At 58.1% G+C, this 11913-nt stretch carries 10 protein-coding genes; 5 read left to right on the top strand and 5 right to left on the bottom strand.

Annotated elements, in window-relative coordinates; translation table 11 throughout:
- Nucleotides 1-266: 266 nt before the first annotated feature.
- Nucleotides 267-4616, bottom strand: a complete 4350-nt coding sequence (locus tag QX135_RS16090) for a hypothetical protein (RefSeq protein WP_315745468.1) — start codon at nucleotides 4614-4616, stop codon at nucleotides 267-269.
- A gap of 374 nt (nucleotides 4617-4990) precedes the next feature.
- Between QX135_RS16090 and QX135_RS16085 the strand changes: the two genes are divergently transcribed.
- The 4 genes from QX135_RS16085 to QX135_RS16070 all read left to right on the top strand — a co-directional run bounded on the left by QX135_RS16085 (nucleotide 4991) and on the right by QX135_RS16070 (nucleotide 7444).
- On the top strand, nucleotides 4991-5269 hold the full coding sequence (locus QX135_RS16085; protein ID WP_315745487.1) for a DNA -binding domain-containing protein: 279 nt from the start codon (nucleotides 4991-4993) through the stop codon (nucleotides 5267-5269).
- Between the two features lie 353 nt (nucleotides 5270-5622).
- Nucleotides 5623-6153, top strand: coding sequence for a hypothetical protein (locus tag QX135_RS16080; protein ID WP_315745469.1), 531 nt, complete (start codon nucleotides 5623-5625; stop codon nucleotides 6151-6153).
- The gene (locus QX135_RS16075) at nucleotides 6110-6751 is read left to right on the top strand and encodes a DUF3883 domain-containing protein (protein WP_315745470.1); all 642 of its coding nucleotides are present in this window, start codon (nucleotides 6110-6112) and stop codon (nucleotides 6749-6751) included. The genes QX135_RS16080 and QX135_RS16075 overlap by 44 nt, the downstream gene beginning before the upstream one ends.
- 39 nt (nucleotides 6752-6790) lie before the next feature.
- A complete protein-coding gene (locus QX135_RS16070; RefSeq protein ID WP_315745472.1) occupies nucleotides 6791-7444 on the top strand; it encodes a hypothetical protein in 654 nt (217 codons plus the stop codon).
- A 13-nt stretch (nucleotides 7445-7457) separates the two neighbouring features.
- Here QX135_RS16070 and QX135_RS16065 read toward each other — a convergent pair whose 3' ends face one another.
- Together QX135_RS16065 and QX135_RS16060 are read right to left on the bottom strand one after the other, a co-directional pair.
- The gene (locus QX135_RS16065; protein WP_316234156.1) at nucleotides 7458-9575 is read right to left on the bottom strand and encodes a KAP family NTPase; all 2118 of its coding nucleotides are present in this window, start codon (nucleotides 9573-9575) and stop codon (nucleotides 7458-7460) included.
- Nucleotides 9511-10125, bottom strand: coding sequence for a DUF6998 domain-containing protein (locus QX135_RS16060; RefSeq protein WP_316169135.1), 615 nt, complete (start codon nucleotides 10123-10125; stop codon nucleotides 9511-9513). Before QX135_RS16060 ends, QX135_RS16065 begins: the two co-directional genes overlap by 65 nt.
- 268 nt (nucleotides 10126-10393) lie before the next feature.
- Between QX135_RS16060 and QX135_RS16055 the strand changes: the two genes are divergently transcribed.
- Nucleotides 10394-10573, top strand: a complete 180-nt coding sequence (locus QX135_RS16055) for a hypothetical protein (RefSeq protein ID WP_315745475.1) — start codon at nucleotides 10394-10396, stop codon at nucleotides 10571-10573.
- 77 nt (nucleotides 10574-10650) lie between these two features.
- On the opposite strand, the gene QX135_RS16050 is transcribed toward QX135_RS16055, so the two are convergent.
- Nucleotides 10651-11121, bottom strand: coding sequence for a hypothetical protein (locus QX135_RS16050; RefSeq protein WP_315745476.1), 471 nt, complete (start codon nucleotides 11119-11121; stop codon nucleotides 10651-10653).
- A 138-nt stretch (nucleotides 11122-11259) separates the two neighbouring features.
- On the bottom strand, nucleotides 11260-11466 hold the full coding sequence (locus QX135_RS16045; protein ID WP_315745477.1) for a hypothetical protein: 207 nt from the start codon (nucleotides 11464-11466) through the stop codon (nucleotides 11260-11262).
- Nucleotides 11467-11913 lie beyond the last annotated feature (447 nt).

Here is an 11913-nt window from a genome sequence, read left to right as displayed (position 1 = left end):
CAACCGGAACTAGGCCAGCGCCAATGAGCGGGGGTTGGCCGTCACAGGCCGGAAAACGAGCGGAGCTGGTGCGGGCCGGAGCCGCGCATCGCGCGGCGACTACACGGTCCGCCGTTTTCCGCCGCATTCTTCACGCGGCCTCGGCCTTGACGGACAGGGGGCCGCAGGCCCCTCATTCACTCCCAGCCGTGTCCGAACACCATCAGGCATCGTCGTGAGCAGGCGCCCCCGATGCTCAAGCCGCCACTCGACCCGGACTTCGAGAATTACGAGCCCGAAACCGTGTCAGAGTCTGGGGAAAGAATGGGCCAAGGTTTGCCCGACGCCAGATCGGGGTGCCGCGGCTCGTCTTCCGGTGCGCCGAATTCATCCCGAAGGCGATCGATTTCGCGAAGCACGCGAGCCGCCGCATCAGCCTGACCGCCATCCGTCGTGAGAGCCAATAGTTTCAGCCGCAGCTCAGTGGCCGCGACTGGTAACATCTCAAACGCTCCCCGCGCTATGTCGGAGGGTATATGCTCCGTCACCGCTCTTTGTATGGTCCGCGAGGTGATGAACCGTTGACCGAGCTTGTTTTCCAGCTGAACAAGTTGGATAAGCCCATCCGGATCGCTGCCCTCGGCGATGGCTCTCGCCAATAGAGCCACCTTCGGCGCCTCCCCGTCGTTCAACACGTTATAAGCATATGTCCGCAACTCAGAGTGTTTATTCAGCAGCTCGGCAAGGTGCTCTGAGCTTTGCCAGCCGTCCCGCATGTCAATCTTGTTTTCCAATACCAGATCAAGATAGCGCCGGGCTGAGGTCAGTGTACCGCGAAGACGGATGGCCTCACGCCATACCTGACTGTCGAGGAACGCCGCGTCATTATCGGCCAGATCGAACAGTGCGCACTCGATCGCGGAGGACTCGACGTGCTCCGTCACGCGGAGCATTTCCTCCAGAAACTGTGGGCTGCGGAAACGCTCTGGTAAATCGGCGATTGTCTCGGGCAGCTTTTCGGGATGGTCCGTAAACGGCAGTAGTGAGAGCCAGGCCTTGAGCTGCCATCCTTCATCCAATATCCACGGGTACTTTTTCGCATCCTCAAAGACATCTTTGATCCCGACTTTTACGACGTCCAACGGGACCGCTCCACCAGAGAGGATGAGATTCCTTACAATGACCGCTCGGGCCTGTTGCGGCGCGATTTCCAAGAGGGTTTTAATCACGTCGGACCGATCACCGTGAGGCAGTCTGCCCCCGTGAATCGCCAGCTTTACAGCATGCTGCTTTTGTAATTCGGTAGCGCCTTCTCCGATGAGCGGGGTGATTGCCGCGAAGATTGCATCAGCTTCTGGCGTGGAAGCGTTGGAGCTGCTAAATCGAGCTTTCCGCGCGTCCTCAACGCGGGAAAACTCATTGCTATGGCCGGGAGCGCCTTCCAACTTCGGTTCGTGCAAGTCGGCCCACTGACTCTGGAGAACGTTGGCAGCCGTGTCGCCAAAATGTTCATCCGATAAATAGCTGACCATCAACGCGGTTGTTTCTGACGAGCGGATCGCCGCGAACGCACGTTGATAGCTCGGAAAGTGGTTCATTCTCGCCCCGTTCGCGGCCGGCCCTTGCCATTGTTCGGTTGCCGCCTCCTTTCGAAGGGTGCGATACTTCGTCAGCTCCACCTCCAGAAGTCGGTGAAGGATCGACAGCAATCCAACACTTGGGAACTGCGCGATAAGGTCTGCGATAGCGGCAAATTGCTCTCGTGTTGCCGTATCACCGCTGGCAACCAAGCGCTCGCCCCATTCGGTCGCCAATTTCGCGACTTCAGCGTGTGCATTATTCGGTAAGGGGCGTGCCCGTGCACCGTTCTCTTGTTTGCGGGAGAGCAACTTCGACAACTCATGGATGGCGTCGTTATTGGCTGAGGCAGCACGTTGTTGAACCGCGATGAGAACGCTGGCGCCGGGCGCGTGGGCGATGAGCTCGCGCAACCCGTAATAGCGGTTCGCTAAGCCCTCGTCATATCTTCCAAGTGCTTTCAGTTCAGCGTTCAGCGCGAGTTTCGCGTCGATCAACTTACTAACGCTCGCAGGGCCGAGCACGGAGGCAGCGGCTTCGGCCCGAAAGTCATTTCTTTTTGGTGGCGCCAGTGCCATCTCGACAAGCGTATCGTCTTCGATGACGATACCGGACGCGGCTAAAATGTCGTCAGCGCCATAGAACAGCTCTCGGCCGTCCTTGAGGCGTCTCAGTAGCCCCTGGCCGACTGTCTCGCTGTAGCGTCTACTTGCTTCGTAAATCAGCGCAGCCTGCGAGTCCTGTTGGCTCTTGATGTCGACAGTGGCAATCAGTTCAACGAGTTCCGCTACATGGTCTTTGCCGTCGCTTGAATACAATGCGGCACGAAGCCTCTCATAGGCCGACAACTCTTTCTCGGCGCGCGCACGCGCCGCTGAGAGACCATCCTGGACGGCTTTGTCGTCAATCTCTTCGAGATAGCCCTCTGTGTATAAAAGGTCGAAAGTCTCCTGGTTCGCTGTGCTTAGAACGTCAGCGATATGGTGATCCGCGCGCCGCCAGGCCATTCCCTCAACAGCAGCAGCTTTCAGCGCGGGGTCTGCATCACTCTTTGCAATCTGGGCGGCAAGATCGATTCCGTCCATGCCGCTCCGGAAGGCAATCTCGGAAACGATCGTCTCGCGCTTCTTTGAGGGCAATGCCAGAATGTCGTTCGCCGCATGGGGACCAAGAACAGACGTACGGAACCGCCGAGCCGCTCGGAGTGCTGGTAAGCTCCGCTGCTGATCGTCATGAGTGACGAGCGGCCACACCTGATCCCGGAACTCGGGCCTGCCGGACGTGATCATGAACCGCACGGCCCGATCGTACTTTTCTGGCCTATGCCACCGCCGAACGCGATCGCAAATCTCGGGCGAAACTTGAGCCCATACCGCATCGGTCGAACGGTAGATCATTTCGGCAGCCAAGTCGGGGTCTACGTCAAAAGCAGCAAGGATTGTCACTGCGCAGGCCTTCACTTGGCTGTCATCACCGCGGGACATACGCTCGGTAGCAAACAAAATCGCCTCTTCCCAAGGCTTGGCATTCAGTATGTCGGCTTTGAGCCTTTGCAGCGCTTGCACGTCCCTAATGGCTGAAAGCATCGCGCTTTCGACGTCCTTCGAGGCATACCACTCCTGAAACTGCTGATGCTGAAAGCGATAGCTCGTAGGTGCGCCTGTCTTGAGGAGCAGGTGATGTTTCACAAGGGCATCGAGCACGTCGTTCGGTTGCGGCTTGATCGTCAGTTGGCCGTCACTGACGAGCACGTCATCCGTTCTTGAGACGGATCGGCGGGCGGTGCTTTCCGGGATCGAGGTGTTGGCAGCCCGCGTAGCTGTCACGGCCAGATCGCTCAAGAACGCCGTTTGGAGTCCATGCGTGACGGCGCACAGCGGCTCGGCGTGCTGGGGCTGTTTTTCGTGAGCCTCGACGAAGCGCCGCAGCACCTCTTCCTTGGTATTTGGGAACGGTCGCCCCTCTGGTAGGGAAAGCAGGGTCGTAAGGTAGAGAGGTATCGTGACGAGCTCTCGTACACCCGGCGTGCGCCATGCCTGATCCACAAGCCGCACACCTTCCTGGCCCTTGAGCTCGCGAGCGATATCAATCTGTTGCTGATCGTTGAGCTCAAGCACAGTTAAGAGCTGGCCTTCGAACGGGACCGTAGAACTCTCTGGACGCGTGGTAAGGACGAATGTCGCTGCCGGCAATTCGGCCCGCAGGGCCTGAATTTCGCTCCGCGCGCGTCGTCGCGCGTCACCGCCGAGTTCATTCCAACTGTCGAACATGAACACAACGCCGGGCTGCTCGGCCACCGCACGCAAATCACTTTCGGTTAATCCGCGGAAGGCCGGCCGACGCAAAATGGACTCGACCAGCGAGAGCCCACCGGTTGACCAGTCCGATAGGGAAATGACCAAAGGCGTCCCGCTCTTGGCGCTAACGCACCCCTCGGCCATCTGAAACAGAACGGTGCTTTTGCCGGTGCCCGGTGGGGCCACGATCACCAGATCGTCCAGGATGCCGAGTGTTTGACCCAGCACGCTCGCGAGCACCGGCTCAGGCTGACCTTCGACCTTTAGCATTAGACTGACGTTGGTCTGTGGCCCTTTGCCGGAGCGCTTGAACACTTCGAGATCTGCAGCCGCTGCAGCTTGCAGGAGGGCACCGATCTCCCCGACGGTAGGGGGCATTGTCGGCCCGAACGGGGTCTTTTCGACAATGCTTCTCCACATGTCTTCGGCGTGCTTGCGCTTCCAACCGTGCAAGACCCGCTCCGAGAATGCGGGATCGTCAGAGTCGATAGTCTTGGCACAGTCTTGGCAAAGGTGGATGCCGTTGTCGGGCGACATCCGCTGCTCAGGCGTCATGTCGGAGCGGTAGCGGCGCGCGCCAGGACCTGGCGCTGCAGCGCAAATATGGGCGGCAACACCAATGTTGATTTCCTTGGCGCCGTCGCTCGTGGGTGCGTATGTCAGATGCCTACAGCTGGGATTGCTGCAATGATACCGAGCCTGCCTGGCAAGTCGGTTCTTCGTTGCCTGTGAGAAATCGTCTCGGTTGCCGTTCTTAGCCATTCAATGTGCTGCATAGGGTTTCAGCCACGGCTTTAAGGCGGCCACCTTGATAATACCGCATTTCGGGACTGCGCACACCTGGTCTACTCGGCTGATCTTACGTCCATCTGCGCGGCATGCGCCGCAAGCTCGTGCGTGCCCGGATCGGCTTTTTGTTCGTGAGCTGCAGCAGCAGGCCAGAGTTCACCGGGTACGCCAAAAACCTCTTGCCCCCGCCCTTGCGCCGCGCCGAGGGCAGCGCCCTAAGAACTGCCGCGGCAGCGGCGTGAAAAGGATTTACTTTACCGCATCGTCACCGCTTGCCGGACCGTCACAGCCTGATCAAACTCTCGGGCGAGCTTCGCCATGGCTGGCCAGGAGATCCCAGGGAAAACGTGCCGCTCGATCCCGATTGCGACGATCTCGCGCCGGCAGATGACGCATTGACGCCCTACGATCACGCGCATGCGATCACCTATCTGCGGCTGCTGGATGCGGACGCTGAGGGCGCGGACTGGCGAGAGGTGGCGGAAATCGTCCTGCATATCGATCCTGTCCGGGAGCCACCTCGAGCCCGTCAGGCTTATGAAAGCCACATGGCACGCGCCCGCTGGCTCAGCGAGAGCGGATACAAGCTTCTCCTGCGTCATCATGGTTGGCCCAGCGAGAACTGACGCAGTCAAACCGCGTGCGCCGAGAGGCGCATCGCCCGGAGACATGGCGTATCAGCCGCAGCGCAGCGGAGGCAACTCGCCGGTGCCGAGACCGGTTAACAGGGCACCCGCAGGAGCGTGAGCATAGCGACGGCCGAGCGCTAGCGAGGGCGGCACGCGGGACCGAGTGCCCCCGGCGAGGCACTCCAAAGCCCTTGCGTCAGGGATGGAAGCCCGCAGGGCGGAGACGCTTGCGGCTCCGTTCACGACAGCCCGGCCGCGCCATGCGCGGGACGCCACCGTCATCGCCAATTGCCGAAGCAACCACAAATCGCCTATGAATCTGCTTTCAATTCTATTTATGAGATTGACTGATGGCGGCGACTTACGACGAGAAGCTCAAGGCTTTTTCGCAGCGTTTCGACACCTCCTACGAAGATACAGCAGCCCAGAGCCGGGGCGCGTTTTTGCGGGCCTTTCCGCTGAACCGGCTCAAGTCTCTGAAACTCGACGACTACGTCATGGGAAAGCAGACGCCGACTTTCTGCACCTATGTGGAAGCCAAGACGAAACCCTGGGCCAACATCCTCGGCGCCACCGCGATCAAGTTCGGCATCTATTTCGGGAAGATCAAGGGCGATCCCACGATGAAGTACCGCTTTCACAAGCGATACGGAACGAAGGAGCAGGCGTTCGCCGCCGTAAAGCGGAACATTCTCGACCTGATTGAGGCTGGCCGGTCCCGGCAGTTCGATGTCGTCGACGACGATCGAGATTTCACAGAACTTCAAGGCCAAGATCCTGAGCCTCTATTTCCCCGATATCTATCTCAATGTGTGCAGCCGGGACCATATCGATGCGTTGAGCGACGAACTCGATATTCCGGGCGACCTCCCGACCAGTGAAAAGCAGCACCGCTTGCTCCAGGCCAAACTCGACAACAGGATCGCGCAATCCTGGAGCAATCCGAAATTCATGACTTTTCTCTACAACACCTATCTTCGCACGCCGAGCGAACAGAAGCATGTCGGGCGGCTGCGCAAGGTGCATCACCGCCGCGTCAACATCGACGAGATGCTGGAGAACCGCAACCGCATCGGAAAGTTGAGCGAAGCCTACGCCCTCCGATGGGAGAAGGAACGCCTGCATGGTGCCGGACACGCGAAGCTGGTCAAGAAGATCAAGGATTGCCGCGACCGGCCGGGTTGCGGCTATGATTTTCTGTCACACTCGGAACCGGGTAAGGAGCGTTTCATCGAAGTGAAGTCGGCCGGGAAGCTTCGGACCTCTCAAGGCTATCGGTTCTTCCTATCCGACACCGAGCACAGGGTCTCGCGAACTGCCGACGCCAAAGATAATTACTATTTTTATCTGGTGTTTTACGACGAGGCCGGAGAGCCCACTGACCTGCAAGCCTGGACGGCGGAGGAAGTGTACGCCATCAGCGAGCTCGGGCCCAATGGTTACATTGTTTCGTTCAACTTCGACCGAACCGATCTATAGGGTCGCTTCATGAAGCAACATGGGCCGCAGCCTCCAACCTTGACTCTGATCGACACCGCGCTTCAGAGCCAGAGCATCTGGGACTTCACGAACACTATTCTCTACAATCTTTGTCGCGATCACCCCGAACACAAACAGGTCGATGTCATCATTTCCAAGCTTATGATCGTTGGCCGCGTTTATGCCGCGCAGCTTGAGCGCCGCCGAAATGCAGGTGAGGAATCCACGGACACTTTTTACGTCAAGGTTGCTGAAGGGCTCATACGCTCTGATATCGATGAGTGGCTTCGATCGCTACGCACCGCCAATAAGCCGACGACCGACCTCACGCTGGTCGTCCATCGCCGTCTGCTCGACCTTTTCAAGTCGCTGACCGGCATGGAAAATCGCTCATTCGCGTCAAAGTATCTGCATTTTCATTGTCCTGGTCTCTTCTTCATCTACGACACGCGGGCACGCCGCGTTGCGCGCGAGCCGGTGAAGGAGCCTCGTCGGAGGGGATCTGCGGTACGGACTGATATCGACGCCGATTATGCTGCTTTTTGCCGGCAATGCACCTCTCTAACCGGATCGCTTCGTGAGCTTCTGGGACACACCCCGACGCCGCGGGAGCTCGACAAGATCTTGCTCTATCTGGAGGAGCGCAACCGTTCGCCAGCAATAGCGGCAGCGTTCTCCGGCGATCACAACTAGGCGGTGTTGATCTCTATCCTCGCTTACCAAGAGCCTTGTTCAACGCCGCGCGAACTGTGAGATCCAGATCTTCGTTGGCGAGCCGCGATTTGACCTTGCTGCGGTAATTCTCATAATCGCATATCTTGGCAACGATTTCCTTTTCGGTCGAGTAGATACTGCCATAGAGCATGAGCGTCAGACCGTCGACGGCTTCACTTTTTTCGAGCTGCTCATCCAGCGCCTTGCGGCAGGGCTCATCCCAAATGCCAGTGTTGATCATGGTATAAATAGGCATCAAATCCCAGCGGCATGGGATCAGCCGCCCGGACAGATGCTCAGTTCGCCAGCCGTGCGACAGGTCCTTGGTCATGGCTTCTGTTTGCTCGGCCGTGAGAAACAATGCCTTCTCCTGCTGCTTCTCCTGCTCATAAAGCCCGTAGCCAGAGATATGTCGCCGAAGCCAAAGTGCTGTGAGGACGCCGTCACCCTGGCTCTTGAGATTAACGAAGATCTTCGTAGCTGTTTCCTTAAACGCTGGATCGCGTTTAACGCGATCCATAAGTATGTCACTGAGTTTTTGCAGAATTTCATGCATGGGATTGTAACTTCGCATCCATTCGCAGTCGGGCTTCTTGGCGAAAAGTGCGATTCCAAGCCAAAGGTTGACGTGATCGACGTCCGGCGTTTGGGCGTAGATGTCATCAAAGCGGTCGATAAAGGCGCGTATTGACCTAGCATCATAAGCGGTCCGCAGAATGTCCGCGGCAGCTCTCGGCGAGGCAGCAATGAACGCCAAAATACTCGTCCGGGAATACTCGCCGGGGGGCAAGCCCAATCGCATTGTGGTGAGAAATGGTCGCCGATGGTAGATCGCATCGGGCCGATTTTCATTTCCGCTAGTCCCGCTCGCTCTGATGGACACGACAGGAAACATGAAACCTACAAGAGCTCGGATACCGTCGGAATACTCTTCTGCGGGGAGTAGCCTGTTGATCCGCTCTTCCTTTTTTTCTTCGTTTTTGTCGAGCCGATTTATTATCCGTCGAACTATGGCGGCTTCAGAGAAGATCTCCTGCGTAAAATCGTCGGGGGACGATCGCAGTAATTCGACGGCTTGCGGCGCCTTTGTAAGCAACGCAGTGAAACCAAGCAGGTCGATCCAGTCCACCTCATCGCGCAGCATGCCAGCGATGGCGTGAAACGTTCCGATCAGGCGGGAGACATCGCGGGGCGTATCGAGAACCTGCTCGGACAAAAGCTTTAACAGCTCCCGATAGCGATCTAGGTCTTCGAATTGATCCGGCAACTCTAGCTCGTCCTTGAGTGCCCGGATCTCGCCGGTCAGAAGTTCTGATATCTCGTTCGCAAAAATCGTCGGAAGCGGTATCTGCAGCTGGACGATCTTTTCCAGATAGGCCCGGCCGCGCTCCTCAGCGTTCGCGCCACTCTGGCCGACGCCGAGCGCCTGAACGACGCGCTTTTGATCGTAGGCAAGAACGTAAGAGATTCCCGGAAAATCAGCGACGGATCGGACCAGCTGGGCAATTGTCCGGATTTCTTCGTCCTCGACCCGGTCGAGTTCATCGATGAGAGCCACGATGGGCACATCAAGAGCAACCAGTTCCTTCATGAGACGGGACTTCAAGGCGCTCAGACTCTCGCGGTTTTTCGCGTGCTCCTTGTAAGCGGACGCACCGCCCCTTAGCAGGGTACCAAAGATCGGGTTCGCGAGAGTGGCGATGGGCGCGATATAGTCGCCATAGACAGCGAAAGTATCCCCTACTTTTTTGAGTTGGGCGCTCGCCCACGATTCCGTACCGATGGTGCGGATCAGCTCACGTATAAACTCCGCAATCAGATCTGTGCGGCCAGAAATGAGCCAAGGATCGAAGCGCACCACTACGGCTTTAGGAAAGCTTGCTTTCAGGTGCTCGCGAAGAAGATTTAGGATCGACGACTTGCCGCTTCCCCAAGGACCGGTAATTCCGATGGCTATACCACGTGATTTCCCAGTTTTTTTGTCGATAAGCGCATCCGCGAGCCGCCGGACGAAGTTCATTCGGCCGAGAACATCCTGCTCCTGACTATCGATCGGCCGCTCCGGCCGTCCAGGCGCCTCTGAATGATCTTTGGCGTGCGCGTCGGTCATGAGAGTTGTTCTTTCGTCCATGTTGAGCGGTCGTCTCCGTTCGCGGCCACACTTGGGCGGCACCGAGCAGACGCTTGAAATCGCTGACGCTGAGAGCGCCGCGTTCGTTCCGGGCCCGCGAGCCTGGCTCGGCCAGCCGCGTCGCAACCGAGCTGAACGGGGCTTCCCACATTTCCTTCGGCTCGAGCGTGGCAGCGTCGAGCAGCACCAGCAGCACGACATCGCAGTCGGAATCGAGCTTGATGCGCCCGATCCGCTGGCTCCGATTGGTGCCTTCGGTGAGAGCACGTCCTTTAATCTGGATACGAATGGGACCCCGGGGGCTTTGGCGTACAGCGTCATATCCGGCTGTGCGGGCAACCGTGAGTTCAAGACCGAGACACTCTGCGGCGGCGAACTCGGCAACCTCGCCGGTCACGCCAAGCGGCTTGCCTGTGAGCGCGTAATATTCGGCTGCCAGCGGCCGGACGGCAGCTAGGATCGAGCGGACGCGTGAAGCGGCGGAATCTCCAGGCGACGCCATGGCGGAAGAACGACCTGCGGTTGTCATTGGGTCATCCTGCAAGAAGATTCGGCAGGCGCAAAGAAGATTTCGGCCGTTTGTCCAGCGTCAAGGCTCCGGTCCTCGCCAACGTGCGCCTTGTTACGGCTTGATCGCGCCGGTTCGCCTGCAAGCAGGCCGTCGGCTCAAGGATGCAAGCGCACCTAAAGGGACGCTCCTCCACTTCGTTGCGGTCGCCAGCGATGCATCCGCCTCCTCCGGCGCAAGCCCCTCCGTCCAAGGCCGCGATTAGCGCGGCCGCACGATGGAGGCGATGATGCGACTTTGGACAATCGACGAATTGATGCTGCTGACCCGCGAAGAGCTCTGCCGGCTGGCGGAAGGCCTTGAGCGGGGGCTCACCAGGCTCGAGCCTGGAACGGCTGTCAGGATGACCGCCCTTACCTCTCTCGACAATATATGGCGGGTGATGACCATACGAGACCTGCATTTCTGACACCCATAGAGAAAACGCCTCTGCCGGAGCTTTCGGCAGAGGCGCTCTACACTCGATGCTTCAGGTTTCGTCCGACCTCAGGCCTGAAACCCTTCCATCCAGCGAGAGCCGTTTCGGCCTCTTTGCGGACGGCGTGGTGACCGTTTTGGGACGGGCGCCATCGCCACCTTGGCGCTCAGTATTTCCGCGATGACGATCTCGGGAGACGTGACGAGCAGCTTACTTTGCTCCTCGCCGGCGAGGTCCCGCCATTTGAGGCGCGTCTGGTACGGCTTGGCCGGCTTTAAGCGCTCGGTTGGCTCAAAGGTCTCGATCTTGAAGTGGATCGCCTTGTTGACCGCGACACTGTCCTCCGTGAACAGATGCAGTGCATGCTCCACCGCAAAGTCTTGCGGCGTCTGTTCGGTGAGAATCATCTCGCGGTTGAGCAGGACCACTCGTCCCTTGAACTCCTTCTTGAAGTCTGGATTGCTCGCGGGATCGAACGGTTCTACGTAAGCGATCTGTTCGACGGGAACGAGGCGTTTGCCGATCGTGATGACTTTCATGATGATCTCCTTGGTTGTGGTTGGTGGAGATCAGCTTACTGAAGGCAGCACAAACGCCCCATCGGAAGGATTGGGAATCGTAGCGGAATGGCTGAGAATCTCTGGTAGATGCGGTCTCATCCGCGACATAGAGCGTTGTCAGCGTGATCGCTCGCGACGCCGCTCGTCATCATCGGCGATATGGCGGCAGGCCATTTCGTACCACCTGTACCCATCGAAATAGTCAATCGCACCGCCAGCGCCGTTGATATAGTAAGCCCAGGCCTGAGAACGCTCGATCTCAACCCGCTGCGCGGCTGTGACACCACGGTTCGGCTCGCCCGTTGCTGTCAGCGGCTCCCACATTGCGCTCTCCCTCGGAACAGGTCGTCACCATCAATCGTGACGGTACTGACCTCTAGTACTCGCAAGGAGATGCCAACGCCCACGAAATGATTGGTATTCGTTGGTAGGCAGAGCTCGTGAAGGCAGCAGCCGAACGGCTCGATGAAAGGAGGAGCCTTTAGACTTTGCCGGCTTGTCGTTTGCAAGCGCCCGAAACGCGGAATCTTTGAGAAAGTCTGTTAATAGCTACCCCTGACATGTAAGGAGCGTCATGTCTCACCGTGGAAGCGCGTCAGCATCAAGATTATTACTGAGGCGGAATGATTGTGAACGTTCCGCACTGCACCATTTTAAGTTTGACTCCACACCTACCCAAAAATGACAATAGGACTTCTGCAGCCAGAGGTTTTCAAGCAGACGATCACAGGAACTACCTTTTATTGGCAGCATAATAGACCGCAGCAACGC

Origin of the sequence: Bradyrhizobium sp. SZCCHNR1098, from assembly GCF_032489375.1 — a bacterium.
GTDB lineage: Bacteria > Pseudomonadota > Alphaproteobacteria > Rhizobiales > Xanthobacteraceae > Bradyrhizobium.
This window is presented reverse-complemented; position numbering and strand designations above follow the sequence as displayed.

Coding starts and splice junctions, on each gene's coding strand:
- QX135_RS16090 (WP_315745468.1), bottom strand. CDS start 4,616: ATGGCTAAGAACGGCAACCGAGACGATTTCTCACAGGCAACGAAGAAC.
- QX135_RS16080 (WP_315745469.1), top strand. CDS start 5,623: ATGGCGGCGACTTACGACGAGAAGCTCAAGGCTTTTTCGCAGCGTTTC.
- QX135_RS16065 (WP_316234156.1), bottom strand. CDS start 9,575: ATGACCGACGCGCACGCCAAAGATCATTCAGAGGCGCCTGGACGGCCG.
- QX135_RS16060 (WP_316169135.1), bottom strand. CDS start 10,125: ATGACAACCGCAGGTCGTTCTTCCGCCATGGCGTCGCCTGGAGATTCC.
- QX135_RS16055 (WP_315745475.1), top strand. CDS start 10,394: ATGCGACTTTGGACAATCGACGAATTGATGCTGCTGACCCGCGAAGAG.
- QX135_RS16050 (WP_315745476.1), bottom strand. CDS start 11,121: ATGAAAGTCATCACGATCGGCAAACGCCTCGTTCCCGTCGAACAGATC.
- QX135_RS16045 (WP_315745477.1), bottom strand. CDS start 11,466: ATGTGGGAGCCGCTGACAGCAACGGGCGAGCCGAACCGTGGTGTCACA.